23 protein-coding genes are annotated in these 25,750 nt (G+C 69.7%); 12 read left to right on the top strand and 11 right to left on the bottom strand.

Translation table 11 applies throughout. The annotated features are described in order from the left end of the window. Nucleotides 1–332: 332 nt before the first annotated feature. Nucleotides 333–1,049 carry a hypothetical protein gene (locus tag VQH23_RS12740; RefSeq protein WP_338666018.1) on the top strand — a complete coding sequence of 239 codons (717 nt, stop codon included), beginning with the start codon at nucleotides 333–335 and terminating at the stop codon, nucleotides 1,047–1,049. Nucleotides 1,050–1,235: 186 nt separating this feature from the next. Here the strand turns inward: VQH23_RS12740 and VQH23_RS12735 are convergent, their stop codons facing one another. After that, a complete protein-coding gene (locus VQH23_RS12735; protein WP_338666017.1) occupies nucleotides 1,236–2,015 on the bottom strand; it encodes a helix-turn-helix transcriptional regulator in 780 nt (259 codons plus the stop codon). A 211-nt stretch (nucleotides 2,016–2,226) separates the two neighbouring features. Here VQH23_RS12735 and VQH23_RS12730 point away from each other — a divergent pair, with 211 nt between their 5' ends. Beyond that, nucleotides 2,227–3,366: an MFS transporter gene (locus VQH23_RS12730; RefSeq protein ID WP_338666016.1), complete on the top strand. Its 1,140-nt coding sequence runs from the start codon at nucleotides 2,227–2,229 to the stop codon at nucleotides 3,364–3,366. 372 nt (nucleotides 3,367–3,738) lie between these two features. On the opposite strand, the gene VQH23_RS12725 is transcribed toward VQH23_RS12730, so the two are convergent. After that, the gene (locus VQH23_RS12725; RefSeq protein ID WP_338666015.1) at nucleotides 3,739–4,599 is read right to left on the bottom strand and encodes a DMT family transporter; all 861 of its coding nucleotides are present in this window, start codon (nucleotides 4,597–4,599) and stop codon (nucleotides 3,739–3,741) included. A 124-nt stretch (nucleotides 4,600–4,723) separates the two neighbouring features. Between VQH23_RS12725 and VQH23_RS12720 the strand changes: the two genes are divergently transcribed. Both VQH23_RS12720 and VQH23_RS12715 read left to right on the top strand, forming a co-directional pair. Continuing rightward, nucleotides 4,724–6,121, top strand: a complete 1,398-nt coding sequence (locus VQH23_RS12720) for a PLP-dependent aminotransferase family protein (protein ID WP_338666014.1) — start codon at nucleotides 4,724–4,726, stop codon at nucleotides 6,119–6,121. Between the two features lie 201 nt (nucleotides 6,122–6,322). After that, nucleotides 6,323–7,096: a sulfite exporter TauE/SafE family protein gene (locus VQH23_RS12715; protein WP_338666013.1), complete on the top strand. Its 774-nt coding sequence runs from the start codon at nucleotides 6,323–6,325 to the stop codon at nucleotides 7,094–7,096. A 20-nt stretch (nucleotides 7,097–7,116) separates the two neighbouring features. Here the strand turns inward: VQH23_RS12715 and VQH23_RS12710 are convergent, their stop codons facing one another. Beyond that, a complete protein-coding gene (locus VQH23_RS12710) occupies nucleotides 7,117–7,509 on the bottom strand; it encodes a hypothetical protein (RefSeq protein WP_338666012.1) in 393 nt (130 codons plus the stop codon). A gap of 254 nt (nucleotides 7,510–7,763) precedes the next feature. Between VQH23_RS12710 and VQH23_RS12705 the strand changes: the two genes are divergently transcribed. The 5 genes from VQH23_RS12705 to VQH23_RS12685 all read left to right on the top strand — a co-directional run bounded on the left by VQH23_RS12705 (nucleotide 7,764) and on the right by VQH23_RS12685 (nucleotide 15,374). Then, complete coding sequence (locus tag VQH23_RS12705; RefSeq protein ID WP_338666011.1) at nucleotides 7,764–8,453, top strand: GntR family transcriptional regulator; 690 nt, start codon at nucleotides 7,764–7,766, stop codon at nucleotides 8,451–8,453. Further along, nucleotides 8,450–9,175, top strand: coding sequence for an HAD-IA family hydrolase (locus tag VQH23_RS12700; protein ID WP_338666010.1), 726 nt, complete (start codon nucleotides 8,450–8,452; stop codon nucleotides 9,173–9,175). The genes VQH23_RS12705 and VQH23_RS12700 overlap by 4 nt, the downstream gene beginning before the upstream one ends. Before the next feature lie 36 nt (nucleotides 9,176–9,211). Further along, nucleotides 9,212–10,243 (top strand): amino acid ABC transporter substrate-binding protein, encoded by a 1,032-nt coding sequence (locus VQH23_RS12695; RefSeq protein WP_338666009.1) that lies wholly within the window; start codon nucleotides 9,212–9,214, stop codon nucleotides 10,241–10,243. 348 nt (nucleotides 10,244–10,591) lie between these two features. After that, entirely contained in the window at nucleotides 10,592–11,872 is a 1,281-nt protein-coding gene (locus VQH23_RS12690) for a DNA repair exonuclease (RefSeq protein ID WP_338666008.1), read from the top strand. Between the two features lie 7 nt (nucleotides 11,873–11,879). Next, a complete protein-coding gene (locus VQH23_RS12685; protein WP_338666007.1) occupies nucleotides 11,880–15,374 on the top strand; it encodes an AAA family ATPase in 3,495 nt (1,164 codons plus the stop codon). 551 nt (nucleotides 15,375–15,925) lie between these two features. Here the strand turns inward: VQH23_RS12685 and VQH23_RS12680 are convergent. The 8 genes from VQH23_RS12680 to VQH23_RS12645 form a co-directional block, all read right to left on the bottom strand. After that, a complete protein-coding gene (locus VQH23_RS12680; RefSeq protein WP_338666006.1) occupies nucleotides 15,926–16,540 on the bottom strand; it encodes a flavin reductase family protein in 615 nt (204 codons plus the stop codon). Further along, complete coding sequence (locus tag VQH23_RS12675) at nucleotides 16,537–18,099, bottom strand: aldehyde dehydrogenase family protein (RefSeq protein WP_338666005.1); 1,563 nt, start codon at nucleotides 18,097–18,099, stop codon at nucleotides 16,537–16,539. The genes VQH23_RS12680 and VQH23_RS12675 overlap by 4 nt, the downstream gene beginning before the upstream one ends. Next, nucleotides 18,077–18,523 carry a hypothetical protein gene (locus VQH23_RS12670; RefSeq protein WP_338666004.1) on the bottom strand — a complete coding sequence of 149 codons (447 nt, stop codon included), beginning with the start codon at nucleotides 18,521–18,523 and terminating at the stop codon, nucleotides 18,077–18,079. Before VQH23_RS12670 ends, VQH23_RS12675 begins: the two co-directional genes overlap by 23 nt. 24 nt (nucleotides 18,524–18,547) lie before the next feature. Continuing rightward, nucleotides 18,548–19,114: an NADPH-dependent FMN reductase gene (ssuE, locus tag VQH23_RS12665; RefSeq protein ID WP_338666003.1), complete on the bottom strand. Its 567-nt coding sequence runs from the start codon at nucleotides 19,112–19,114 to the stop codon at nucleotides 18,548–18,550. Next, on the bottom strand, nucleotides 19,114–19,908 hold the full coding sequence (locus VQH23_RS12660; RefSeq protein ID WP_338666002.1) for an ABC transporter permease: 795 nt from the start codon (nucleotides 19,906–19,908) through the stop codon (nucleotides 19,114–19,116). Before VQH23_RS12660 ends, ssuE begins: the two co-directional genes overlap by 1 nt. Further along, complete coding sequence (locus VQH23_RS12655; RefSeq protein ID WP_338666001.1) at nucleotides 19,905–20,744, bottom strand: ABC transporter ATP-binding protein; 840 nt, start codon at nucleotides 20,742–20,744, stop codon at nucleotides 19,905–19,907. The genes VQH23_RS12660 and VQH23_RS12655 overlap by 4 nt, the downstream gene beginning before the upstream one ends. Then, entirely contained in the window at nucleotides 20,741–21,832 is a 1,092-nt protein-coding gene (locus VQH23_RS12650; protein WP_338666000.1) for an ABC transporter substrate-binding protein, read from the bottom strand. The genes VQH23_RS12655 and VQH23_RS12650 overlap by 4 nt, the downstream gene beginning before the upstream one ends. Nucleotides 21,833–21,915: 83 nt before the next feature. Then, entirely contained in the window at nucleotides 21,916–22,509 is a 594-nt protein-coding gene (locus VQH23_RS12645; protein ID WP_338665999.1) for a gamma-glutamyltransferase, read from the bottom strand. Between the two features lie 98 nt (nucleotides 22,510–22,607). Between VQH23_RS12645 and istA the strand changes: the two genes are divergently transcribed. From istA to VQH23_RS12630, 3 genes are read left to right on the top strand one after another with little or no spacing between them, the layout of a single operon-like run. After that, a complete protein-coding gene (istA, locus tag VQH23_RS12640) occupies nucleotides 22,608–24,131 on the top strand; it encodes an IS21 family transposase (RefSeq protein WP_338665998.1) in 1,524 nt (507 codons plus the stop codon). Next, the gene (istB, locus tag VQH23_RS12635; RefSeq protein WP_338665997.1) at nucleotides 24,121–24,900 is read left to right on the top strand and encodes an IS21-like element helper ATPase IstB; all 780 of its coding nucleotides are present in this window, start codon (nucleotides 24,121–24,123) and stop codon (nucleotides 24,898–24,900) included. The genes istA and istB overlap by 11 nt, the downstream gene beginning before the upstream one ends. Continuing rightward, a complete protein-coding gene (locus VQH23_RS12630; protein ID WP_338665996.1) occupies nucleotides 24,897–25,670 on the top strand; it encodes a hypothetical protein in 774 nt (257 codons plus the stop codon). Before istB ends, VQH23_RS12630 begins: the two co-directional genes overlap by 4 nt. Nucleotides 25,671–25,750: the final 80 nt, after the last annotated feature.

Raw genomic sequence — 25,750 nt, 5'->3', positions numbered from 1 at the left:
GTGGTGAGATGCCCTTCGTCGTTCGCGATCGGTCCTCACGCGGAGTAAGACCAGCGCTGTCCCGACGTCCTCCCGCAGCAGGTACACCGGGAGGATCATGGACGAAGCTGATGCTCTCCCGCTTTCGCTCACTGCCCCCGCGGACTGTAGACGGCGCGACGATGTCCAGAACGGCGAATCCGTCAACAGTGCTGATAGGATCGCCCAACCAGGACCGTCCCCATCATCACTATTGTGCACCCAAGGGATGTGGTTATTGGAGATGCCGGTCCTGCACAGCGGGGCTCGGCGGAAGGGTGGTCCTCTCCGTCGTACAGACGAGGAGATCCACCATGATCCGCATGCTTTCCGCCCCGCCGTCCGATCCGCGCGTCGCCCTCACGCCGCCGGTGCTGCCGACCGCTCCGCGTGCTGGTGCCACGATCCACATGGATGCCAGCGGGATGCGCGCGAGCCGGAAGACGAAGGCCGCCGTGGCCGACATCGCGGAGCACCTGTACCCGGCCATGCGCTGCACCGAGTGGTGGGACGACGGGGCACAGGCCCGCTGCGTGTGGTCCTCGGCGACGGCAGCCGAACTTCTCCGCCGCCGAGGCCTCCATGCTCGCGTCGTGTACGGCGCCTGCCTGGTCGTCCTTCTCGACACCGAGGAACAGCCGATGTGGCGGGCGGGCAGCCTCGGCCTCGGCATGCCGGACCCCCGCATCGATCACCCGGGACTGCATGCCCTGGTGGAGATCGCCGACATGAACGGTCCCCTGCTTCTGGAACTCAACCTGTGGCAGGCGCATAGGCCGCGCTTTCCCGGGCTGCCGGATGGGGCGCTCGTCGGCAAGAACCTCGATCGCCGGATCGACGCCTATCCCCTGCACCGCGTGAGCGGGGTCCTGCCGCGTGACGCCCACGGCCACCGGGTGCACCTGCTGACCGTGCCCAGCCGCCGCTGGATGCGCGGAGACTACGGCGACCTGCAGCACGGCCGTGCCACGAAGGTGGCCGACATCGTGGAGGTGCGCATCCGGGCGACCGGGAATGCCCAGGCGGCGTAGCGGAAGCGATTGCCACATGCCCGGGCCTCCGCCCAAGCGCCGCAACCGACCTTCGATGGGAACCAGGTTACCGTTGGCGGGGATGCGGCAGGCTTGGCGGCACGCGACACGGGCGCCCACGGTTCCCGGCGCGAGTTCCCTCCCATGCCTGCCGAAGGGGTGGCGGCATGACGCGGCGCCGGAGGGTCAGGGACCCCGGCTGGCGAAATAGCGCGCCGGAGTCACGCCCGTGGCCCTCTTGAACATCGTGATGAACGCGGTCACCGATCCGTAGCCCAGGACTTCCGAGACCTGCTGCACGGGCAGGCCCGACGCCAGCCCCCGTAAAGCGACAAGGACCTGGAGTTGCTGGCGCCACCGGCCGAAGGTCATCCCCGTCTCCGCCTCGATCAGCCGGGCGAGCGTCCGCTCGCTTGTCGCGAGGCGATCCGCCCAGTCGGCCAGAGTGCTTCGCTCGGACGGATCCCTGGTGAGCGCGTCGGTGATCCGCCTCAGCTTGGGGTGGCCTGGCACGGGAAGCTGGTAGCTCGTGGTCGTCAGGCGCTCGAGCTCACCAAGGAGCGCCTGCACGACGCGGGAGGTCTGCGCGTCCTCCTCGGCCTGGATACCCTGCGCCGCGAGATGCAGGATCATCTCGCGCACCATCGGCGTGATCGCGAGCGTGCAGGGTGCATCCCTGAGGTGGGTGACCTCGGGCCTTACGAAGAGAAAGCACATGCGTGCGTTGGCTGTCGCCCGGCTGCTGTGCCGGACGCCGCCCGGGATCCAGACTGCACAGTCGGGCGGGACGATCCAGAGGGAGCCGGGAACTTCGCAGGTCACCGCACCATGGAGGGCGAAGATGAGCTGGCCGCTGTGGTGCTCATGCTCCGGCACCTCCTCGGCCTTTGCGGCAACCGTCACGTGGAGAGCGGAGACGACCCCGTGCGGCTCGCCTGCCTGGAGGCTGTAGAACGACGACGCCATTCCCAGGCCTCCTTTGGCCGAAACTAGCGATTGAATGTCGGCTTCGTCGAGATACAGCCAAGCGCCCCCCCTGGTAAACGCCTCCCTACACCCCTGCCCCGCACAGCTGCCGCAGCACCGGCGGGCATGGCCCACACCCTCGACAGGTCCTGGCTGCACCCGAATGACAATCCAATCTCCCGGCCGCCCTCCTGCCGTGCCGGTGGCAGCGTTGGTCCTGCTGGCAGCCAACCTGCGCCCCGCCCTCACGGGCGTTGGCCCGCTGGTGGAACAGATCCGGCAGGCCACCGGCCTGTCGCTGACGGAAGCGGGCCTCCTGAACAGCCTGCCCCTCCTGGCACTCGGCGCATTTGCCCCTCTGGCGCATCTTGGCCGCCGCCTGGGGATGGAGCGCACGCTTGTCGCGGCGCTCCTGCTCCTGTGCGCAGGTCTGCTCATCCGCTCCCACGGCTCCGTCGAGGCCCTGTTCGTCGGGTCTGCCTGCCTTGCGGCCGGGATCGCCATCGGCAACGTCCTGGTGCCCGGCATCATCAAGCGGGACTTCCCGGACCGTGTCAGGGGGATGACCACGGTCTACGCCATCACGCTGGGCCTGACAGCGGCGATCGCCTCCGGCCTGGCGGTGCCCTTGTCCGCGTTGCTGCCTGGCGGATGGAGAGCAGCTCTGGCGGTCTGGGCGATCCCGGCCGCAGTCGCGCTCCTGGTCTGGCTGCCGCCCGCGACGCTATCGGCGAGCGAGCCAGGCACGTCCCGGGGATCGGGTGCGGTCTCGCCATGGCGGTCGCGGCTGGGCTGGCTGGTGACCGCCTTCATGGGCCTCCAGTCGCTCATGTTCTACGTGACCGTCGCCTGGTTCCCCACGATCCTCCAGGGCAACGGGTTCAGCCCCGCCGAGGCCGGTCTCCTCATGACCCTCTTCCAGCTCGTCGGCCTTGCCGTGAGCGCCATGATGCCAGCGCTCCTGAGGCGGGCGAAGGACCAGACGCGGTATGCATCCGCCGGGTCGGCCGCCATGGCGGTGTCGGTCGTCGGCATCCTCGTCCTTCCCCAGGCGGCCTACCTCTGGCTCACGATCATGGGACTGGGCGGCGGAGCCTGCCTCACCCTGGCACTGGCTTTCATCAGCCTGCGGTCCGCGAACCACCATGAAGCCGCCTCGCTGTCGGTCATGTCACAGACGGTGGGCTACATGGTAGCGGCGGCCGGTCCGATCGGCTTCGGCCTGCTGCACGACGCTACCGGGAGCTGGTCGGTGCCGCTGGTCCTTCTCGCCGCCGCCGGACTCCTGCAGGCGTTCGTCGGCTTCGGCGCCGGACAGGATCGGACCCTTGCGGCACGGCCGCAGAGCTGAAGCCAGCGGGGGCCTTGCCGCCCAGTTCCGAAGGCCCGCCTGGGCGACCACCCCCGACCACTTGTGCCAGCGAGTGCGGGCGCGGATCGGGCGCAGGCGCTCTCGCCCGGGTCAGACCGAGACCCCTCCACCCGCAACAAGGGTTGAGGGCGCGCGGGATAGACGTCAGCACCAAGGCTCCGATCTGCCCGGCCATGAGATCCTGGAGCGTGGGCGCGGTTCCTCGGCAAGCGCTGTCCGCCCGCGCGGTCCGCGTGATCTAGTAGGAAATGCCAGTGCCTACGTCCTGAGGGGAGGCCACCAAACCCGCCGTCCCGGTCCCGGGACTACGGCGGTGGGCCCGGGCGTCGTCCCTCCACCACCCGTTTACCTTCAGGCGAATCGCTTGGCACCGATGACGCAGAGGACGACCAGCCCCGTCGTCGCGACCATCGCCCAGGAGACGACCTCGCGCAGCAGCAGGGCCGACAGGATTAGACTGAGGAACGGCTGCAGCAGCTGGAGCTGGCCGACGCGGGCGATCCCGCCGAGCGCGAGGCCGCGGTACCAGAAGACGAAGCCGACGAGCATGCTGAAGACCGAGACGTAGGCGAAGCCGAGCCAGGCGGGCGCACCGATCCCTGTCCAGGAGGCGGGAAGAGTGGCCAGGGCGACGACGGCCATCGGCGGCAGGGAGAGCAGCAGCGCCCAGGAGATGACCTGCCAGCCGCCCAGGCGCCGCGAGAGCACGGCGCCCTCAGCGTAGCCGAGGCCGCAGAGCAGGACGGCCGCGACCATGAGCAGGTCGCCGCCCGCCGACGCCGCGCCACCCCGGGACAGGGCGAAGCCTGCGACCGCCGCCGCCCCCAGTCCGGAGAAGAGCCAGAACGCCGGACGCGGCCGCTCCCCGCCGCGCAGGACGCCGAAGAGCGCCGTCGCCAGCGGCAGGAGGCCGATGAAGACGACGGACCGCGACGCGCTGATCCCCTGGAGCGCGAGGGCGGTCAGCAGGGGGAAGCCGATCACGACGCCCGCCGTGACCAGTGCCAGGGCGGGCAGGTCCGCCCGCGCGGGCCGGGGCGGCCGGATGACAGCCAGGAGACCGGCCGCCAGGATGGCCGCCACCACGGCCCGGCCCGAGGTGAGGAAGAGGGGCGAGAGGTCGGCGACCGCGGCGCGCGTCGCCGGGAGCGATCCGCTGAAGGTCGCCATACCGACGAAGCCGTGCGCCCAGCCCTGGCCGGATCGATCCATGGTGGTACCCCCTGGGCGGGGTTTTGAACGATCCGTCGACCTATGCCAGAGATGCGCCAGTACAATTCGGTCGAACTGTACTGGTGTATCTGGCCGTACAGCGACCGTGCCGGGGAGACGTGGAATGGAGGCCGGACGCACCGGGGCGGTAGTGGCCGCGATCCGGACCAGGCTGGTGAACCAGACCCTCGCACCCGGCGAGCGTCTGCCGTCGATCCGTCGGCTCGCGGCCACCATGGGGGTCGCGCCCTCGACCGTCGTCGAGGCCTATGACCGGCTGACCGCGGAGGGCCTCGTCCGGTCGCGCCGGGGATCGGGCTTCTACGCGACGGGTACGGGCCTGCCGCCCATGGCCCTGGCGGCGGCCGGGGAGATGCGGGACCCCACCGTGGACCCGTTCTGGGTCTCGCGGCAGTCGCTCGACGCCGATCCTGCCGCGCTGAGGCCCGGCTGTGGCTGGCTCCCGGCGGACTGGATGCCCCACGCCCTCCTGCGCCGCGGCCTCCGGTCCCTGGCCCGCGCCGACGAGGCCACGCTGGCCGACTACGGCGCGACCCGCGGATCGCCCGCCCTGCGCCGCCTGCTCGCCGCTCGCTTCGCCGCCGAGGGGCTGGATGTCGCTCCCGGGCAGCTGCTGCTGACGCCCTCCGGCACGCAGGCGGTCGACCTGGTCTGCCGCCTCCTGCTCAGGCCGGGCGACACGGTGCTCGTGGACGACCCCTGCTACTTCAACTTCCGCACCCTGCTCCGGGCGCACCGGGTCCGGGTCGTGGGCGTGCCCTACACCCGGTCCGGACCGGACCTGGACGCCTTCGCGGCCGTGCTCGCGGAGGCGGGGCCGCGCCTCTACCTCACGAACTCCGCGATCCACAATCCGACCAGCGCCACGCCGACCGCGCAGACGGTCCACCGCCTCCTGGCGATGGCCTCGGCGCACGACCTGACGATCGTCGAAGACGACATCTTCGCGGAGTTCGAGCCGGAGGCGTCTCCGCGCCTGGCGGTGATGGACGGCCTTCGGCGGGTCGTCAGGGTTGGCAGCTTCTCCAAGACGGTCTCGGCCTCGGTCCGGTGCGGCTACGTCGCGGCCCGCGCGGACTGGATCGAGGCGCTGGTCGACTTGCAGATTGCCACCGGCTTCGGCGGGCCAAGCCCCGTCGCCGCCGGGATCGTCGCCGACGTCCTGTCGGGCGGAGGCTACCGCAGGCACATGGAGGCGCTCCGGCACAGGCTGACGCGCGCACGGCGCGATACCGCCCGCCGCCTGGAAGCCCTCGGCCTACAGCCCTGGCTGATGCCGCGCGGGGGCTTCTACCTCTGGTGCCAGCTGCCAGACGGCCTGGACTCCACCACCATCGCGCAAGCCGCCCTGGCCGAGGGCGTCATCCTGGCGCCCGGCAACGTGTTCAGCGTCTCCGGCGGTGCTGCCGGGTTCCTCCGCTTCAACGTCGCGCAGACGGAAGACCCCCGGGTCTACGAGGTCCTGGCACGAGCGATGGCGACGGCCCGGCATGTGGGCTGACATCGGGATCGGGTGGACGCTCCGCAGCTTGAGACGCCCGGCGGCTCAGCCTTCCAGACATCATCCCCCTATGCTGCGATGCTTCGCCCTAGAACGAAGCATCCGCGCCACGGTGGTTGTAGGGATCGGAGCGGGACGACCTGCCCCGCATCGCGGAAGGTGTCCGCGCTGATACCGGGACGATGTTCGGAGAGTGACTTCATGGACGGGTCGGTGATTGCGGCGATCGCGGCCGGTGCCGTCATGGCGGGTTTCGTGCAGGGCCTTTCCGGCTTCGCCTTCGGACTCGTGGCGATGTCGGTCTGGGCCTGGACCCTCGAGCCACAGCTGGCCGCCATGCTGGCGCTGTCCGGCGCCCTGACGGGACAGGTCGTCGCGGCCCTGACGGTCCGCCGGGGCTTCGATCTCGCCCGCCTCGCCCCCTTCGTCGTCGGCGGGCTGGTCGGTATCCCGCTCGGCATTGTCGTCCTGCCCTTGCTCGACATCCAGATGTTCCGTGCCTTGCTCGGCATTCTCCTGGTCGTCTGGTGCCCGTTCATGCTCCTCGCCCCCAACCTGCCGCCGGTCACCTTCGGCGGTGGGACGGCCGACGGCGTCGCGGGGCTGCTGGGCGGCGTGCTCAGCGGCCTGGGCGGATTCTCCGGCATGTTCCCGACGCTCTGGTGCACCTTGCGGCGGATGGACAAGGACACCCAGCGCAGCATCATCCAGAACTTCAACCTGACCATGCTAAGCTGCGCCATGGCGGCGCACGTGGCGTCCGGCTCGGTCACGCGGGACATGCTGCCGATGATCGCCCTCGCTGCATCCGCGATGCTCGTCCCGTCGCTGCTCGGCGCGCGCCTCTACATCGGCATCAGCGAGGCGGCCTTCCGCAGGATCGTCCTCTCCCTCCTGACGGTCTCGGGCGTGGCGCTGCTCGCATCCTCTCTCCCGCACCTGCTCTCCGGCGGAGGTGAGCGTCCTCCGACCTGATGGCCTGTCTGCGGTGGTGATTACGGCCTTCCCCCGGCGGGTGCGCGTTCTAGGGTGCAGGTGTCGTCCCCGCAGGTCAGCCACAGGCGATAGGCCGGTTCCCCGCCCTGCGGAGGGAACTCCAGTTCGGCCACGCGGGCCTCTCGCCATCGCAGGAAACGCAGCGGCGTGTCGCCGACGGAGCGGAAGATCCGGCGGGCCTGCCGCGTGTTCGGGGCGGCGAAGACGGTGAGGGTCACGACTTGCCCGACGGCCTCGTCCCGCTCCAGCATGGCCATCAGGCGGCCGTCCGGGGAGAGATGGGCGACGGGCGGGGCGCGCACCGGCAGCCAAGGTGGCGCCAGTGCGGGCGCGTCGGGCAGCCCCGGCGCGAGTACGGCGAGGAGGGCCAGGACGGCAGGGCTGGCGAACATCGGTGCGTCTCCGTCGACCATGGGAGCTGCGTGTCCCTACTCCCGCCTGGGGTGCTCTCGCCACCGCCTCCGCGGTTCCCTCCGACATTCCACGGGTGCCCGTCCCCCTCTTGGACGGACATGGTCTTCCGCCCACGCCCACGGGACGGCGAGGCAGACGTGCCGACACTGCGTATGGCCGTAGGCATCATGCTCGAACTCCCTAGGACCTTCGAATCGATTGTCGAAAATCGGCAATGAGGTCAGAGTGACTCATGCCTTCCTTGTTCCTCGCCGATCTGAACCTGTCCGAAGTCGCTTCGACCCGCTCCTTCCCGGACGCGGTGGCCGCCGCGCTGCGCGAGGGCATCCTGACCGGCCGCCTGCCCGCGGGCACCCAGCTCAAGCAGGACTATCTTGCCCGCCACTTCGGCACCAGTCGCGCCCCGGTGCGCGAGGCGCTGCAGGTCTTGACGGGGGAGGGGCTGCTGGTGGTGAACCGCCATCGCGGCATCGCCGTCGCCCCCACCGACCCCGACGACCTCCAAGAGATCGCAGAACTCCGCACGATGCTGGAGGCCCACGCCCTGCGGCTATCGATCCCGCACCTGTCCCGTGCCGAGCTGGACGAGGCGGCCGCGCTGCTGGACGAGGCGGAGGCCGCGCCGGGCGATCCCATCGGGCAGTCCGACCTGCATTGGCGCTTCCACCGCGCCCTGATACGCCGGGCATCGCGGCCCCGCGTCCTCGCCCAGATCGAGAGCCTGCACGTCGCGGTGTCCCGCTATCTCCTCCCTGCCTGGACGGCCGCGGGTCTCTCGGTCGGATGGGTCGCCTCGCACCGCAAGCTGCTCACTCTCGCCCGGCGCGGGCGCGGGGAGGATGCCGCCGAGCTCAACGCCCGCCAGGTCGAGGAGGCGCGCGCCCGCGTCGCCGCCTGGCTGGCCGAACAGGAGACCCCATGAACTTCGACACCCGGGTGGACGCGACGGGCAAGCGCGTCCTCACCTTCGACTGCTACGGCACCCTGATCGACTGGGAGACGGGGATCCTCGACCTCGTCCGCCCCTGGCTCGCGGCGGCCGGGCGGGCCGACATCCCCGAGGACCTCGTGCTCACCGCCTTCGCCCTGCATCAGGCGCGGCACCAGCAGACCCGCCCGGTCCTCCTCTACCCGGAGGTGCTGTCCCGCACCTGGGGCGACGTAGCGGCCACCTTCGGCCTGCCGGACGACCCGAACCAGCGCGTGGCCTTCGCGGCTTCCGCCGGGGACTGGCCGCCCTTCCCGGACACGGTCGCGGCCCTGCGTCGGCTGTCGTCCCGCTTCGCGCTCGCGATCCTCTCGAACGTGGACGAGGCCTCGCTCGCGCGCAGCCTGCGCCTTCTGGAGGTGCCCTTCCTCCTCACCGTCACGGCGGAGCGCGTCGGTTCCTACAAGCCCGGCGCCCCGCACTTCGAGACGGCGATCGCGGACCTCGCGGCCCAGGGCTATCCGAAGGAGAGCATCCTCCACGTCGCTCAGAGCCGTCACCACGATGTGGACCCGGCCTCCCGCTTCAGCATCCCCACCGTCTGGGTGGACCGGCGGCACGACAAGCGCGGCACCGGCGCGACCATCGCCAACACCGCCGTGCCTCTCGCGCGCGTGCCCTCGCTGACCGCTCTCGCCGATGCGATCGGCCTCTGATTTTCGACAATCGACAAAAATAGGAGAGACTTGGTCATGATCCGACCCCTCGCGGCCCTGGCGGCCGTTCTAGCCTCCCTCCTGGCCAGTCCGGCCGGGGCACAGGCACCGGCTCTCGGCCCGTCACCGACCTTCGACGCGGTTCGCGCACGCGGGCAGGTCGTCTGCGGCACGGCCGCCACCCTTCCCGGCTTCGCCACCGTCGACAGCCGCGGGGAATGGAGCGGCCTCTACGTGGATGTCTGCCGCACGGTTGCCGCGGCGATGTTCGGCGACGCCTCGCGCGTCCGCTACGTCGCGACCACGCTGCAGAACCGCTTGCCCATGCTCCAGTCGGGCGAGATCGACATCCTCGCCTCGAACACGACCTGGACCCTGACGCGGGAGGCAAGCCTCGGCCTGCAGTTCGCGGGCGTCACCTTCTACGACGGCCAGGGCTTCCTCGTCCGTCGCTCGCTCGGAGTCACCTCCGCGCGCCAGCTCGACGGCGCGACGGTCTGCGTCCAGCCCGGCTCCACGACGGAGCTGAACCTCGCCGACTACTTTCGGCGCAACAGCATGCGCCTCACCCCGCTGGTCATCGAGACGGTGGAGGAGGTGCGGAACGCCGTGCTGGCCGGGCGCTGCGATGCCTACACCATCGGCACCGCGGCGCTGACCGCCTTCCGGGCCGGGCTGGGGGCACAGGCGGCCGAGTTCGTCCTGCTGCCGGAGGTAATCAGCAAGGAACCGCTCGGGCCGGTGGTCCGCAAGGGCGATGGGAAATGGTTCGACCTCGTCCGGTGGGCCGGTTACGCGCCGCTCCTGGCCGAGGAGTTCGGCATCACCTCGGCCAACGTCGAGGCACGGATGAGCGATCCCGATCCCGAGGTGCAGCGCTTCCTCGGTCGCACCGGGGGCTTCGGGACCATGCTCGGCGTGCGGGACGACTGGGCGGCGCAGATCGTCCGGCAGGTCGGCAACTACGCCGAGCAGTGGGACCGCAACGTCACTCCGTTGGGCCTCCAGCGCGGCCTCAACCGCCTCTGGACGAACGGTGGGGTCCACTATCCGCCGCCTGCTCGCTGACGTTGCGCCCAAAACAGGTGGCGCCTCACATCCGCATCAAGTTCAGCCCATGGAGGCGGTCACCGCACTTCGAGGGCCGCCGCGTTCAGGGCAAGCGAGGTTCAGCCATGGCAAGGATTCTGGCTCGTTGCGGCCGGGCCTGACCCGCTGGATGGAAAGGAATCTGAAGCAGCCTTGGGATTCGTCCATCATTACTCCGGGAGAGCAGCTTTCCCGAGAGAACGGTATCCTGAGGCTTCCCCCAACGATCCACGGCTGCGCCAGCCGACGGCGGGTGAGCCTCGATGGTGGGCGGCAGGTAGGCGCACGCTTGCTCAAGCTGGCAGGAGCGCAGCAAAATGGCCCGCCTTGAACAGCTTCCGCTTCCTCCACGCCGCCGACCTGCACCTGGACAGCCCGCTGCGTGGGCTGGGCGCCGACGCCCCGGCCTCCCGGATCCGGCAAGCGACCCGCGACGCCCTGACCAACCTCGTCGACCTCGCTATCCGGGAGAAGGTCGACTTCGTGGTGGTGGCGGGCGACCTCTACGACGGTGACTGGCCCGACTTCCGGACAGGACAGGCCCTGGTCGCCGCCTTCGCCCGGCTCACCCGCGCCCGGATCCGCATCGTCGCGATCCGCGGCAACCACGACGCCGAGAGCGTGCTGACCCGCACGCTCAGCCTGCCCGAGGGCGCCACGCTGCTCCGCGCCGACCGGCCGGACACGGTCGAGTGGCCGGAGTTCGAGGTCGTCCTGCACGGGCAGTCCTTCCAGACCCGCGACGTCCAGCAGAACCTCGCCCAGGGCTATCCAACCCCCGCCGCGAACCGCTTCAACATCGGCCTGCTGCACACCGCCGCCACCGGCCGCCCGGGCCACGCCTCCTACGCGCCCTGCACGGTCGAGCAGCTGGCCGCTCACGGCTACGACTACTGGGCGCTCGGCCACATCCACGCCCGCGAGGAGCTGCTGCAGGACCCCTGGATCGTCTTCCCCGGCAATCTCCAGGGCCGCCACGTCAACGAGGCCGGGGCCAAGGGCGCCAGCCTCGTCACCGTGCACCACGGCCGTGTGGTCGGCGTCGAGCACCGGGCGCTGGATGCCGTGCGCTGGGCACGGCTGACGGTGGACTGCGAGGGCGCTACCGATGAGGAGGCCGTGCTGGCACGCTGTCGCCGCGCCATGGGCGAGGCGGTGGACGCCGCCGAGGGCCGCCTCCTGGTCCTGCGCCTTCGGCTGGAGGGCGCCTGCCCTGCCCACCTCGTCCTCGCCCGCGACCCGGCCGTTCTGCGGCAGAAGCTCGTGGCCGCTGCACTGGAGGTGGCAGAGGCCGACGCGGTCTGGATCGAGGACGTCCGCGTCGCGACCCGCCCCATGCAGGACATCGGCGCGCTGCGGGCACGCGAGGACGCCGTCGGGCGGCTCGTGCGCGCGATCGACGCCATGGCCGAGGCACCAGAGGAGGCGACCGGCCCCGCTGCCGCGGCGCAGGGCTATGCCACGGCGCTGCTGGACCGTGGTCTGGGCGGCCTGCGCCAGGCGCTCGGCCCGGACCACCCCGCCGTCCAGGCGGCGGAGGGGCGCCTGCCGCCGGAGCTGCTGCAGCGGGCGCGGGACCTGTTGCTCGCCCGCCTAGCCCAGGGCTGAGGCGTCCATGCGCCTGACCGGCCTCACCCTGCGCCGCTACGGCCCCTTCGAGGAGACGGCACTCACCTTCGACCCTGCCCCGGGGCGCATCAACCTCGTCCTGGCCCCGAACGGGGCGGGCAAGTCCGTCCTCCGCCAGGCCTTCCAGGACCTGCTCTTCGGCATCGGCGGGCAGACGCCCATGGGCTTCCGGCACGGCTACCCGGGCATGCAGATCGCCGCGACCGGCATCGGTCCTGACGGCGCCCCCTTTGCCTTCACCCGCCGCAAGGGGAACCGGAACACACTGACCGGCGAGGGCGACGCCCCGCTCGACCAGACCTGGCTGGACAGACTGCTGGGACGGGCTGACGGCAAGCTGATGTCGCAGCTCTTCGCGCTCGACACCGAGCGGCTACGGCAGGGCGGGCGCGAACTCCTGACCTCGGGCGGCATCCTGGCCGACGCGCTGCTGGCTGCGGCCGGTGGGCTGCGGGAAGCTTCGTCCCTGCACCGTGCGCTGGAGGGGGAGCGCGACGCCTTGGCTCCCCCCCGCAAGACCGCCTCTCGCCCCTTCTATGTCGCCCTCGACCGCTGGTCGGAGAGCCGCCGCCAGCTCAAGGACAGCCTCGTGCGGCCGCAGGAATGGGCGGAGCGCGAGAGGGCGCTGCGGGACGCGGAGGCGCGGCGGAACGAGAGCAACCGCGCCGCGGCAGAGGCGGGCACGCGGCTGCGCCGCCTGGAGCGCGTCCGCCGCACCCGCCCCCTCCTGGCGGCCCACGCCACCGCCGTCGCCTGGCTCGCGGCGCATCCGCACGCGCCGCGGTTCCCGGCGGACCTCGCCGGGCGCCTGCCCGACGCGCGCGGCGCCGTGGCGCGGGCGAGCCACGTCCTGGAGACAGCGCGTGCCTACCTCGCGCGGCTCGATGCCGACATCGCCGGGGTGGTGGTGGACGACACCCTGCTGGCGGTGACGGAAGAGATCCAGACCCTGATGGGGATGGTAGGCCTCGTCGAGGGCGCCGTGGCCGGGCTGCCGGACGCGGAGGCGGCGCTCGCGGAGGCCCGGGACCGGGTGGCGACGCAGGCCCGGATCCTGGGCGGGGCCGATACCACCGATCCGGCCTCCCTCGTGCCACCCTCGTCGCTGGTGGCGCAGCTCCGCCGTCTGAAGGCCGAACGGGAAGCGCAGGAGACGGCGCTGGCCGGTCTTCCCCGGCGGGCCGCGGAGCAGGAAGCGCGCCTTGCCGAGGCTGAGCGGGCAATGGCCACGCTGCCACCACCGGAGGACGTGCAACAGCTGGAGGAGATGCTCGGGCAGGTCCGGCGCGAGGGTGACCCGACGCACAACCTGGCTGCGGCACGGCGTGGGGTGGAGGAGGCAGAGGCACAGCTCGCGGGTGCGCTGGCCCGTCTTCCGGCGCCGCTGCGCGACCCGGAGACACTGGCCGAGCTGGATCCGCCGATGGAGGCCGTGCTGACCCGGCTGGCGGCCGCGCGGGACGCCACCCGGCTGCTGCTGGAGCGACATGACGATGCCGTTCGCCGGGCCGAGGAGGCTCTGGCAGCAGTGAGGGCTGAGAGGGCCGCGCTCGAGGCGGGCGGCGCTCCGCCGACGGAGGCCGACCTTCTCCATGCCCGGCGACATCGTGAGGCAGGATGGGCCCTCGTGTTCCGCCGCCTCTCCGGCGAGGCCGCCGATCGGGATCGGGAGCAGGTCTATGGGGATGGGCGTCCCCTTCCCTTGGCCTACGCCGAGGCCGTGAACACTGCGGACCGAATCGCCGATGACCGCTGGTCCGACGCCGAGCGGGTAGCAAGGGCCGAGCGGCTCGTACGCACGGTGGCCGACCAAGAGGCCGAACTCTCGGCCGTGCAGGAGGAAGCGCGCGTAGCGCGACGGGCGCACGACGCCGCCCAGGCCGACTGGGCCAAGATGGTCAGTCCGCTTGGCCTGGACCGTGGGGCGGGACCGGCCGAAGTGCAGCGGCTGATCGCGGCGCGGGAGGCCGGACTGACGGCACGGCAGGCCTTGACGACTGCCGAGGCTGCCCTGACCGAGATGCGGGCACGCCAGGAGGGGGCCGCGACCCGGCTGCTCCGGTTGCTCGACGATCCTGCGCCGGGCGATCTGCCCGTCATCCTCGATCGAGCGGACTCCACGGTCCGCCGACGGCGCGCTGCCCAGGACCGGCGGCGGGAGCACGAGATGGCCGCAATGGCGGCTCGCGATGCGCTCCGCGATATAGGGCAGGAACGCGAGGCGGCGGCCGAGAACCGGGTGTCTTGGCAGGCCGACTGGGGTGCTGCGCTGGAGCGCCTGGGCCAGGCACCGGACCTTCCGCCGCAATCCCTGGACGAGGTGCTGGACGCCACCGAGAGCCTTGCAGAAGGCCTGCGAAGCGCCGCGGACTTGGAAGGGAAGGTCTCGGCTTGGCGGGGGGCGCTGGAACGGTTCAACACCGGCTACGCAGCGGTCTGCGGGTGGCTCGGCCTCTCCGCCCTGGAAAATGCGCTCGATGGTCTTCGCGACCTGGATCGCCGTCAAAAGGGTGAGGCCGCCCTGGCGGAGCGCCGGGCCGCATTGCTCGGTCAGCGCGAGAGGGAGGCGAACACGCAGCGCCAGCACGAGGCGACCCTCGCCCAGGCCGAGGCCGCGCTGCGGGCGGTGATCGCCGAGGCGGGGGCGACGACGGCGGAGGCGGCCGAGGAGCGCATCCTGCTCGGCGCCGAACGCGCTCGGCAGGAGAGGCTGCGCGACGCTGCCGAGGCCGATCTGCTGGCCGGGGGCGACGGGCTGTCTCTGGACGCCTTGCGGGCCGAGGCGGCGGCTCATGCGGCGGACGATCTGGAAGAGGCCCTGCGAGAGGCCGAGAAGGCCCAGGGCAGCCACGCCGCCACGGCGCAGGAAGGAGTGGCCGTGGTTACGGCCCTCGAACTGGAACTACGGCAGATCGCGGGAGACGACGCCGCCGTCCGGGCGGCTGCGAACGAGGCGTCGGCCGCGGGGGAGATCGGCCAGACGCTCGAGGACGCGCTCGTCATGCAGGTCGCCGCGGGTCTGTTGGAAGCCGCGCTCGAGGCCGTGCAGAAGGGCGGCGACGACGTCCTGCTCCGCCGGATCGGCGACGCCTTCTCCGAGCTGACGGACGGCACCTACACCGGCGTGGCCTCCCGGGAGGACGACCGCGGGACGGCGCGGCTGGCATTGCGCATGCGGGACTTCCCCGAGGAGGACGTCGAGGTCGACCAGCTCTCCGAAGGAACGAGGGACCAGCTGTTCCTTGCCCTCCGTCTTGTCTCCATAGCGGACCAGGCGTCCAGCGGCACCATGCTGCCCTTCGTCGGCGACGACGTCCTGCAGAGCTTCGACGACCGGCGCGCGGCAGCTGCCTTCCGCGCCCTCCTGCGCCTGAGCGAGACGACCCAGGTCATCCTGCTCACCCACCATGAGCACCTATCCCAGGTGCTGCAGGCAACCATGCCCGAATCCAGCTTCAATCTGCAGCGGGTCGACAGGTGACCTCCGCCCGGCGCCGTAGGACATGCTTGCTCCAGCCCCTCAGGCCCTCGAGAACGGCGTCCGTCTGCTCCGGAGCAGATCCAATGCGATCGAGCCATCGAGTATCCTGTACCATGGCCAGGCTCGCGCCTGCACGACGAAGGTCGGGTCCCTTGCTTCGCTCCCAGAGGTCGGCGGTGCGGTATGCCAGCCTAGCGGCTGCAAGGCGTCATTGCACACGAGCCGTCCCGTGGCTGCATCAGCGGCCCAGGGCTCGGCACGGCGACGAGAGCATCTGACGGGTGCCCTGACAGATCACCCCGCCGCCCGGGACGCGGAACGCCCGCCAATATGCCTTCAATCATCCCCCTGACCCGGTCTCCCCATGCCACTCCGGGACCTTTCCACGCGGAGCCGAGGTCAGGATCCTCTTGGTCTGGATGGTTACGGCCAGGGTCGGGATCCAACCCCTCGCGTCCCTGTCTTCCCCCAGCGATCTTCGCCAACGCAAGGCCATGGGAGCGGACTTCCAAAAGCAGCCCATCCACGAGCCGCAAGGGCTTTGATGACACCTACCCGCCAGAAGACGACACCTCGCTTCTCTGCGTCCGGATGATCTGCCCGAGCGTGGAGTAGTTCGGCCCCGCGAGCCGTGCCACCGGCCTGAGGAGTGCCGTGTCGATCCGCGACCCCGATAGGAGACGGTCAGCGACGTGGAACCGCCGGACCTCTCCAACCACGAACTCGGCTCCGGACCGCCCGAAGCTCACTATACGGTCCAGGACACACTCCATGCCGATCGGGCTCGACCCGATCCTTGGGGCTGTCACGAAGTCCGATGACACGATCGGTAGCCCGAGGAGGTCGATTTCGCTCTCGTCCGGCCCGTAGTCTGCGGCGGACCGGTGCATCGCATCGACCAGGTTCTCGTCGACGACGTTGACCACGAAATCACCGGTCGCCACGATGTTGCGGACAGTGTCCTTGCGCTGTCCATCCCGCAGCCCGGCATTGAACCCGATCATGGGTGGTTCCGCAGAGACAAAGGTGAAGCAGCTGAACGGTGCGATGTTTGTCATTCCCGCCGGAGACACGGTCGAGATCCAGGCAATCGGCCGGGGGACGACTACTCCAGTCAGGAGCTTGTACGCAGCCGACTTGTCGAGGTCAGCGGCATCGATCTTCACGACATGGCCCTCCCTCGGGCAGCACTCCCGGAGCTGTCCGGATACGGAGGCTGCCAGCGCCCGTGCAGCGCGATGCTGCTCTTCGGGCGAGTATAGCATTCGACAGCCTCCATCCCGTACTCGGAGCCTAGTCCACTCGCCTTCATTCCACCCAGCGGCAAGCCCGGGTGCAGGAGATGGACGGCGTTGATCCAGACGAGGCCAGCATCCAGTTCGCGGCGGCAGCGCGCTGCCCGGTCGATCGAGGCAGTCCAGACCGACGCCGCCAGGCCATAGCTGCTGTCGTTCGCCAGCTCGATCGCTCCGGCCTCGTCATCGAACGGGAAGACGGAGAGCACAGGCCCGAACACCTCCTCCCGGCCGATCCTGTCCTTGGGATCGAGGTCCGCCAGGATGACAGGTGGATGGAAATAGCCACCCGGAAGGGGATGGTAGTTCGGAAGGTGCATGGTGCGATGTGCTGGCGCATCGGCCAGGAACGCACGGACACGCGCGGACTGTGCTGCCGAGGCGAGCGGACCTACCTGGGTGTCCGGATGCAGTGGATCGCCTATGACGAGCCTTGCTGCTTCCGCCTCGACCATCGCCACGAAGCGGGGCATCAGGCTTCGCGCAACGAGCAGGCGGGTGCAGGCCGTGCAGGTCTGCCCGGCGTTGCCGAAGGCAGAGAACGCCGATGCCCTGGCCGCCGCCTCCAGATCCGCATCCTCGAAGACGATCATGGCAGACTTGCCGCCAAGCTCGAGAACCACAGGTATCAATCGACCGCCCGCCCGGGCCGCGATCAGGCGGCCGGTCTCCGTCGATCCGGTAAAGGAAACCAGCCGGATTCCAGGATGGTCGACGAGCGCGGCTCCTGCATCGGCACCGCCTCCCGTGACGATGTTGAGCACACCGGGCGGGAGCCCGGCCTCGGCCAGTACAGTTGCCAGGCGCAGGGCTGCGAGAGATGTCAGCTCGGCTGGCTTCAGCACCATGGCGTTGCCGCAAGCCAGGATGGGCGCGATCTTGGTGACCACGTTGGACAATGGATAGTTCCACGGAGAGATCGCCCCGACCACGCCATAGGGCTCCCTTTCGACCATCGCCGTGGCATCGGACCGGACCGGGACCGTCGCACCCCGGATCTTGTCCGTCAGTCCCGCATAGAAGTCGAAGAGGCGTGCGACACCCTCCACGGACCGGCCGGAAGTCTCGGCAATCGGGCGACCGGACTCCAGGGTGTCGAGCAGCCCGAGCTCCCTTCCTGCCGCACGGACGCCGTCGGCGCAGCGACGCAGGATGCGGCCGCGCTCGATGCCGTCCAGGGACCGCCACACCGGCGCTGCGGCCTCCGCAGCCCGCACTGCCCGGTCGACGTCCCCCGCGCTGCCGCGGGCGATGGACATGAGTATCTGCCCCGTCGAGGGATTGATGCTGGGCAGGGCGTCTCCGGTTACCGCAGCCTCCCATCTGCCGCCGATCCAGAGCGTCGCTCCCTGCAGGCAGGCATCGGGCAGAAGCCCCGGCAGCCGCGCGTCGACGGCAGGGAGCGCGTCAGCGACGGCGGGCGCGGGCATCGGAGATCAGCCTACGGAACTGGGCTTCCACCATCTCGATGTCGGCAGCGCCGGTGAAGAAGTGGTCGGCGGCGGCTCCGCACTGTGGGGCAGCCTTGTACCCGGCGCCGTTCACCTCGCGCAGTGCGGCCTGGATGAAGCCGACAACATCGAAGGGCAACGGGCTATCGGTCGAGATAACCTTCAGCGGCCCGAACGAAGCCCGCACCGCGGGACTGTCCTTCATGCCTCCGAAGACGGTCTCGTCGACCACCACGGAGAAGCCGGTCTGGTCCTGGATTATGCAGGCGTAGCGGGACGTACTGTCCTCGAGGGCCCTTGCCGCTACAGGCAGCGAGCCTGGCGCGAGGCCCACCAGCCAGTAGTTCTCCGGCCAGATCTTGATGGCCATGTCGGCCCAGACGTCGAATGGATCGTGCGGCATCGAACGGCTCCTATGTATTGCGGCTCAGGACATTTCGCGCAGGGGACGTGGATGGCCCAGCAGCGGCGGATAGTGCTGACCGGGAAGCGCGTGGCGGAAGTGCAGGACTGCTTCCGCCAACAGGGCCGCAACGTCGGCAGGCAGGGCAAGTGCCCCGTCCGACGAGACCGGAGCGTTGGCTACGAAGACCCCCTGCACGACATGCCGGGCGCCCATGAACTGCAGGACCGGGCGCAGCGCATAGTCGAGGGCCAGCACATGTGCGGTGCTCCCACCTGTGGCGAGGGGCAGCACCGCCTTCCCGGCGAGCGCGAACTGCGGGAGCAGGTCCAGGAAAGCCTTGGTGAGGCCGGAATAGGCTGCCTTGAAGACCGGTGTCGCGACGATGACACCGTCCGCCGCCTCGACGGCCGCCGTGGCCGAGGCAATCGATGGATGGGTAGCATCTCCGGCGAGCAGCGCAGCTGGATCGAGCGTCGCCAGGCGCAGGTGCGAGCCTCCTCCCGCTTCCAGCATCGCAAGCACCTGCTCGGCCAGCATGGCGGTACGGGAGTGCGCAGAGGGGCTTCCCGAGATAGCGACGACGCGCATCACCCCTCTCCCTTGACAACGGTGCTGCCGCGCCCACCGGCCCCCTCCCAGAACACCACGCGGCGCTGGACGAAGCGGACGATCGCACTTGCGACGGACCCCATTGCAGCGAGAGTGATGATGCAGGCGAACATCACCGGAACCTCGAAGTTCAGGGAGGATGCCTGGATCAGGCTTCCCAGCCCCTCCTGCGCCGCCACGAACTCACCGACGACGGCACCCAGCAGAGCCAGCACCAGGGCGACCTGCAGCCCCGCGAAGATGGAGCCAGCGGCCGAGGGTAGCCGGACGTCCCAGAAGATCCGCCACCGGGTGGACGAGAAGGCACGGTAGAGGTCCACGAGCTCCGCCCGCGTCGCGCGCAGCCCCGTGAGGACGTTCACGAAGACAGGGAAGAAGCAGATGAGGGCGACGAGTATGATCTTGGAAGTCAAGCCGAAGCCGAACCATACGATCAGCAAAGGTGCCAGCGCGACCTTGGGCATGGATTGCAGGGCTACGATGTAGGGGTAGACGCAACGCTCCACTGCCCGGAACTCGGCAACGACAGCGGCCGCTATCAGGGCGGCGATGCTGCCCAGGATGAAGCCGAACACCATCTCCGAGGCAGTGGCCGCGAGGTGAGGCCAGATGGTGCCCTGGCCATAGACCGTCACGAGTGCATGGCCCACCGCTCCTGGCGAGGGCAGGAGGTAGGCGGGCACGAGCCCTGCGCTGGCGACCGCCTGCCAGAGTCCGAGGAAGATGACGAAGGTCACCAGGGGGCTGAGCCAGTTCTTCAGGCGCTCGCTCATCGACGCACTTCCGTCGGTCCACCACGTAGCGGTCCGTCCACCTGGAAGAAGGCCCGCAGATGCGCACTGAGCTCCGCAAATCGCGGCGAGGCCACCGCATCCGCCAGACGCGGACGCGGCAGGTCCACGTCCAGCACCTCGACGACGCGACCTGGCCTTTCGGAAAGCACGACGATCCGGTCGGCGAGCATGACTGCCTCCTGGATGGAGTGAGTGATGAAGAGTACGGCCTTGCGGGTCTCCATCCAGATCGCCTGCAGTTCGCCCGCCATCCGTTCACGCGTCATGGCATCCAGGGCCGAGAACGGCTCGTCCATCAGGAGCAGCTTCGGGTCGTGGATCAGCCCTCGCACGATGCCGACACGCTGCTGCATGCCTCCCGAGAGCTCATGCGGGTAGGAGTCCGCAAAGACCTCCAGTCCCGCAAGGCGGAGCAGTGCCAGAGCCTTGTCCCGCAACGGGCCGGTCGGCTTGCCCTGGGCGCGGATGGGAACAAGCACGTTGTCCACCACGGTCTTCCAGGGCAGGAGGGTCGGCTGCTGGAAGACGATGCCGACAGAGGGCTGTGGTCCACGCACGGTCCTGCCATCCAGGACAACCTCGCCCTCGGAGGGGGCTATCAGCCCGGAGACGATCCGCAGCAGAGTGGACTTGCCGCACCCCGACGGGCCCAGGACCGCGACGAACTCTCCTTTCCGGATTGTGAGATCGACGCCACCCAGGGCCTGTACGTCGCCCTTGCGGCCGCGGTACACGACCCCCAGCCCTCGGATCTCGAGCTGCGGACGGGCTGCAACAGCATCCTTTCGTGGCATGGCCAAGACCGAGGCGCTCACTGCGCTGCCCTCGCCTCGGCCTCGACGGAAGCAGGATCGAAGCGGTTGTACCCCGGCACCAGAGCGTTGGTGTAGAGCGTTGCAAGTGGGACGTTGGTGTTGGACACCTCCCCACCGACGCGAAGGGCATCGATGAGGATGGTCCAGTCGGCGTCGCTGAATGCACCATGCGGGCGCTCGGTGCCACTTCCCGGCGGCATGAGGTTCCTCATCCGCAGTTCCAGGACCTGGACCTCGCGACGAAGGTTCTCCTCTTCCGTGCCGGTCGTCGGGCGAAGCGCTGGATAGGCCGCCCAGTAGGAGCGGACGCAGGCCGGGAGGTTGGCTCGGCACGCCACGCTTCCCTTGGTAAGGGCGCGGCCGAAGCGTTCGAAAAGGTCAGGGTTGGACCGCAGCGCCGCGTCGGTCACCTCGATCCCATGGCTGGACGAGTTCAGCAGGGCCGAGGGGATCTCCAGCCGCCGGATCGGCGTCCCAGCCTGCTCAAGACGCACGTGGGCGGTGTCAAACAGGTTGAGGACGTCGATCTGCCCGTTCCGGAGTGCCTCGAATGCCGACACTCCGGTGCCCACAGCCTGCAGCTTGACCTCGTTCCAGGGCACCCCGGCAGCCTGCAGCATCGCACGGGTCATGTAGATGTTGCCCGAGCTGAGGGCGAGGACGCCGATCGTCCTGCCCCGCAGGTCGGCAAGGCTCCGGATCGGGCTGCCCTCCAGCACCGCGAACTCCCAGATGGTGCGCGGAAACAAGTTGTAGACGAAGCGTAGCGGGAAGTTCGGCTTGCCCGGCTGCCGGGCGATGACCAAGGGTTCCAGGCTCGCATAGGCCGCGTTGATCTTGCCCGCCATGAGCTGCGGGATGATGACACCTGATCCCGTGAGCACCTGGATCTGGACGTCCAGGTTCTCGGCGTCGAAGTAGCCGAGCTGGCGCGCAAACGTGAGGGGAGCGACACCGGAGTTCACCGCCGAAGGCCATGCAAAGACAAAGGCGTCCTTCGCCTGGGCACCGGAGGTGGCGGCTCCGAGGAGGGCAGCGGCTGCGAAGGCGACGCGTCGCCATCTACGCTTCATATCCGGCATCGACATAGAGGTCTCCAAAGACGGGTTCCACCAGCGTTCCTTGGCCTCGGCTACATCGGCCTCGACCTTCTTGTCCTGGGCTTGCGTGCCTACTGGGTCAGCGCACAGCTCCAGGGAGTCATGGTGTCGGCCACTGCCTCCACGACGTCGCCCTTCCTGGCGAGAAGGCTCGGGCAGGCAAAGTTGAGCGGCACCGGGCCATGCTCCACGACGTCCAGTGCGCCGGGATTTGCATCTGCCAGCGCGGCGAGGGTTGCCCGGGGCAGTCGGCGGTCGGCTGCCACGCGGTCCGGGCCGGAGACATCGATCCGTGGCTGGTGCGCCGCCCCGTCGAGGTCCATCCCGAAGTCGAGCACATGCGCCAGCGTCTGGTAGACGGACGAGAGAATGCGGCGACCACCGGAGGCTCCGGCGGCGAGCACGAGGCCATCCGACCCGACGAACACCACTGGCAACATATTCGTCAGGGGCCGCTTGCCGCCAGACACCGAGTTCGGCTTGCCCGGACGAGGGTCGAACCACATGGCGGCATTGTTCATGAGCACGCCCGTCTCCGGTAGTACGACCCGGCTGCCCATGGTGCCCAGAAGCGTGGTCGTCAGGCTGACCGTCGTGCCCTCCCGGTCGGTCGCGGCGATATGGGTCGTGCACGTGCCGACTGGCTCTGGGGTGTTGATTTGCACTGAGAGCTGACCCGGGAGGGGCCAGAGTTTTCGCCGAGAGATGACCCGTGTCTGTTCACCTCCCTGGCCGGATGGCCGGGGTTATCGGAGTGATCGACATGGAGTTGTTGAGCGTGATCCGCCGGTGGCATTACCGGGATCGGATCCCCATCCGCGAGATCGAGCGACGGTCAGGCCTGTCGCGGAACACGATCCGCAAGTACCTGCGGTCGGACGCGGTCGAGGTGCGGTTCAAGGTCCCCCAGCGCCCGAGCCGCCTGGACCCGTTCGCCGACAAGCTGTCGGAGTGGCTGAGGGTGGAGGCGGGCAAGGGCCGCAAGGGGCGCCGGACGGTGCGGCGGATCCACGCCGACCTGGTCGCCCTGGGGTATGCGGGCTCCTACGCTCGTGTGGCGGCCTTCGTCCGGCGCTGGCAGGCGGGGCGGGAGGTGGCCCAGCGGACCACCGGGCGCGGGGTGTTCGTGCCGCTCGCCTTCCAGCCCGGCGAGGCCTTCCAGTTCGACTGGAGCGAGGACTGGGCGACGGTGGGCGGCAAGCGGCTCAAGCTGCAGGCCGCGCACACCAAGCTGTCGCACAGCCGGGCCTTCGTGGTCCGGGCCTACAAGCTGCAGACCCACGAGATGCTGTTCGACGCCCTGGCCGAGGCCTTCCGCGTGCTGGGCGGCGTGCCGCGCCGCGGGATCTTCGACAACATGCGGACCGCCGTGGATCGCGTGGGCACGGGCAAGATCCGGCAGGTCAACGCGCGTTTCGCGGCCATGGCCAGCCACTACCTGTTCGAGCCGACGTTCTGCAGTCCGGCCTCGGGCTGGGAGAAGGGTCAGGTCGAGAAAAACGTGCAGGACGCGCGGCGGCAGATCTGGCAGGTCATGCCGCCGTTCGGCGACCTGCCCGCCCTCAACACGTGGCTTGAGGCGCGCTGCATCGAGCGCTGGGGCGAGCTCGCCCACGGGGTCCTGCCGGGCAGCGTCGCCGAGGTCCACGCCCGGGAGAGGGCAAGCCTGATGCCGATGGGGCGGGCGTTCGACGGCTTCGTCGAGCACGCCAAGCGGGTGTCGCCGACCTGCCTCGTGCACTTCGAGAGCAACCGCTACAGCGTCCCTGCCTCGTTCGCTAATCGGCCGGTCAGCCTGCGGGTCTATCCCGACCGGCTCGTCGTGGTCGCCGAGGGGCAGGTCCTGTGCGAGCACGCCCGGATCGTCGAGCGCTCGCACGACGTTCCCAGCCGCACCGTCTACGACTGGCGGCACTACCTGGCGGTGATCCAGCGCAAGCCGGGGGCGCTGCGTAACGGCGCACCCTTCGCCGAGATGCCGGAGGCGTTCCGCAGGCTCCAGGCCCAGCTCCTGCGTCGGCCGGGGGGCGAGCGGGAGATGGTGGAGATCCTCGCCCTCGTGCTGCAGCACGACGAGGGAGCGGTGCTCTGTGCCGTGGAGCTGGCCCTCGAGGGCGGCGTCGCCACCAAGACCCACGTCCTCAACCTCCTGCACCGTCTGACCGACAGCCCGAGCACGGCCGCGGCCATCGACGCCCCCCAGGCCCTTGTCCTGACCCAGGAGCCAAGGGCCGACATCGGGCGCTACGACGCGCTCCGGGATCGCGAGGTGCGCTATGCGTCATGATCCGGCGAGCGCCGCCCTCGTGGTCATGCTGCGCGGGCTCAAGATGTTCGGCATGGCCGGGGCGGTCGCCGAACTGGTGGAGCAGGGAGCGCCTGCATTCGAGGCGGCCGTCCCCGTCCTCTCCCAACTGCTCAAGGCCGAGATGGCTGAGCGCGAGGTGCGCTCGATCGCCTACCACACCAAGACGGCCCGGTTCCCGGCCTACAAGGACCTGGCGAGCTTCGATTTCACGGCGAGCGAGGTCAACGAGGCCGCGGTCCGGCAACTGCACCGGGGCGAGTTCACCGAGCGGGCCGACAACGTCGTCCTCATCGGCGGGCCTGGCACCGGCAAGACCCACCTCGCCTCGGCCCTCGGTGTGCAAGCCATCGAGCACGGCCGCAAGAAGGTCCGGTTCTACTCCACGGTCGACCTGGTGAATGCCCTGGAACAGGAGAAGGCCGCCAACAAGGCCGGGCAGCTCGCCGACCGTCTGCTCCGCCTCGACCTCGTCATCCTCGACGAGCTCGGCTACCTGCCGTTCAGCTCCGCGGGCGGGGCGCTGCTGTTCCACCTGCTCAGCAAGCTCTACGAGCACACCAGCGTGGTCATCACCACCAACCTCAGTTTCAGCGAATGGGGCGGCGTGTTCGGCGACGCCAAGATGACGACGGCCTTGCTCGACCGCCTCACCCACCACTGCCACATCCTGGAGACCGGCAACGACAGCTTCCGGTTCAGGAGCAGCTCGGCCGAGCCCAGGAACAGGAGGGCCAAAACACCCGCTTGACCCGCGACCAAAGCCCGCGGGACATATCCCTGCACGGGTCAGTTCTCGATGAAAACCCCGGGTCAGTTCTCAGCGAAACTCAACAGATCGCGATCGGGCTGGCCGATGCCATTGCGCTGTTCGACCGCAGGGAGCGGCGTGCTGTCGCAGACATGCTGGGAGGCAGGGATGCAGTCCGCCTGAGCCGGAAGGCCGCGGACACTCTCGGGACTAGGCTTGGCGTCCCGCCAGCCGAACTCGTGGGTTCCCCATGGCATATGGACTACACCTGGAACTGGCTGGCAGGCGCACTCACGCTCTATGGCGCAGGGTCGCCCGATCCGCGACGTAACCTCGCGAACTCGACAGGACTGGTCGAGCACAACCAGGAGGATGTCGACGCCCTCGTCGTCGCGGGCACCCGCCTAGTCCTGATCGAGGCGAAGTGGCAGGGCAGGTGGAGCAGGGTGCAGCTGGAGAGCAAGGCCAGGCGGATCCAAGCCTTCGCTGCCCTGGCAGAAAGGATCGGGCGCGAGCGGGAACTGCGGTGGCATCTCGCGCTTGCTTCCCGTGACGAAGGCGAGCTGCTCCAGGCGGCGCGCACCCTTGAAGCCCTCCTGGGACCCCTCGCTGCAGACCATCCGGTAGTCAGGCTCCCATTGGCGCAGTTCGTCGAGAAGCTGCCGACCGGCCTGCTCGACGTACCGTATGTGAAGAAGGGGAACCCGTGGTCGATCGCCGCGAGCCGTCGGTGGCGGGCTTCCGGCCGGACCAGGGTCATCAGGACTTGACGTGGCGTGGCCGGACGCAGCCAGGCGACCCGCGGAATTCGGAAGCCAGCGTTCGTCGTGGGAGCGCCACCAGGATCTCG

The sequence above is a fragment of the Pararoseomonas sp. SCSIO 73927 genome (assembly GCF_037040815.1).
In the GTDB taxonomy this organism is placed as follows: Bacteria; Pseudomonadota; Alphaproteobacteria; order Acetobacterales; family Acetobacteraceae; genus Roseomonas.
The sequence above is the reverse complement of the archived record's forward strand: the minus strand, read 5'-3'. Positions and strand labels throughout refer to the sequence as shown.

What these genes read in the sequence shown, in the direction of transcription:
- VQH23_RS12740 (WP_338666018.1), top strand. Translation starts at nt 333, where the DNA reads ATGATCCGCATGCTTTCCGCCCCGCCGTCCGATCCGCGCGTCGCCCTC.
- VQH23_RS12735 (WP_338666017.1), bottom strand. Translation starts at nt 2,015, where the DNA reads ATGGCGTCGTCGTTCTACAGCCTCCAGGCAGGCGAGCCGCACGGGGTC.
- VQH23_RS12725 (WP_338666015.1), bottom strand. Translation starts at nt 4,599, where the DNA reads ATGGATCGATCCGGCCAGGGCTGGGCGCACGGCTTCGTCGGTATGGCG.
- VQH23_RS12720 (WP_338666014.1), top strand. Translation starts at nt 4,724, where the DNA reads ATGGAGGCCGGACGCACCGGGGCGGTAGTGGCCGCGATCCGGACCAGG.
- VQH23_RS12715 (WP_338666013.1), top strand. Translation starts at nt 6,323, where the DNA reads ATGGACGGGTCGGTGATTGCGGCGATCGCGGCCGGTGCCGTCATGGCG.
- VQH23_RS12710 (WP_338666012.1), bottom strand. Translation starts at nt 7,509, where the DNA reads ATGTTCGCCAGCCCTGCCGTCCTGGCCCTCCTCGCCGTACTCGCGCCG.
- VQH23_RS12705 (WP_338666011.1), top strand. Translation starts at nt 7,764, where the DNA reads ATGCCTTCCTTGTTCCTCGCCGATCTGAACCTGTCCGAAGTCGCTTCG.
- VQH23_RS12700 (WP_338666010.1), top strand. Translation starts at nt 8,450, where the DNA reads ATGAACTTCGACACCCGGGTGGACGCGACGGGCAAGCGCGTCCTCACC.
- VQH23_RS12695 (WP_338666009.1), top strand. Translation starts at nt 9,212, where the DNA reads ATGATCCGACCCCTCGCGGCCCTGGCGGCCGTTCTAGCCTCCCTCCTG.
- VQH23_RS12685 (WP_338666007.1), top strand. Translation starts at nt 11,880, where the DNA reads ATGCGCCTGACCGGCCTCACCCTGCGCCGCTACGGCCCCTTCGAGGAG.
- VQH23_RS12675 (WP_338666005.1), bottom strand. Translation starts at nt 18,099, where the DNA reads ATGCCCGCGCCCGCCGTCGCTGACGCGCTCCCTGCCGTCGACGCGCGG.
- VQH23_RS12670 (WP_338666004.1), bottom strand. Translation starts at nt 18,523, where the DNA reads ATGCCGCACGATCCATTCGACGTCTGGGCCGACATGGCCATCAAGATC.
- ssuE (WP_338666003.1), bottom strand. Translation starts at nt 19,114, where the DNA reads ATGCGCGTCGTCGCTATCTCGGGAAGCCCCTCTGCGCACTCCCGTACC.
- VQH23_RS12660 (WP_338666002.1), bottom strand. Translation starts at nt 19,908, where the DNA reads ATGAGCGAGCGCCTGAAGAACTGGCTCAGCCCCCTGGTGACCTTCGTC.
- VQH23_RS12650 (WP_338666000.1), bottom strand. Translation starts at nt 21,832, where the DNA reads ATGTCGATGCCGGATATGAAGCGTAGATGGCGACGCGTCGCCTTCGCA.
- istA (WP_338665998.1), top strand. Translation starts at nt 22,608, where the DNA reads ATGGAGTTGTTGAGCGTGATCCGCCGGTGGCATTACCGGGATCGGATC.
- istB (WP_338665997.1), top strand. Translation starts at nt 24,121, where the DNA reads ATGCGTCATGATCCGGCGAGCGCCGCCCTCGTGGTCATGCTGCGCGGG.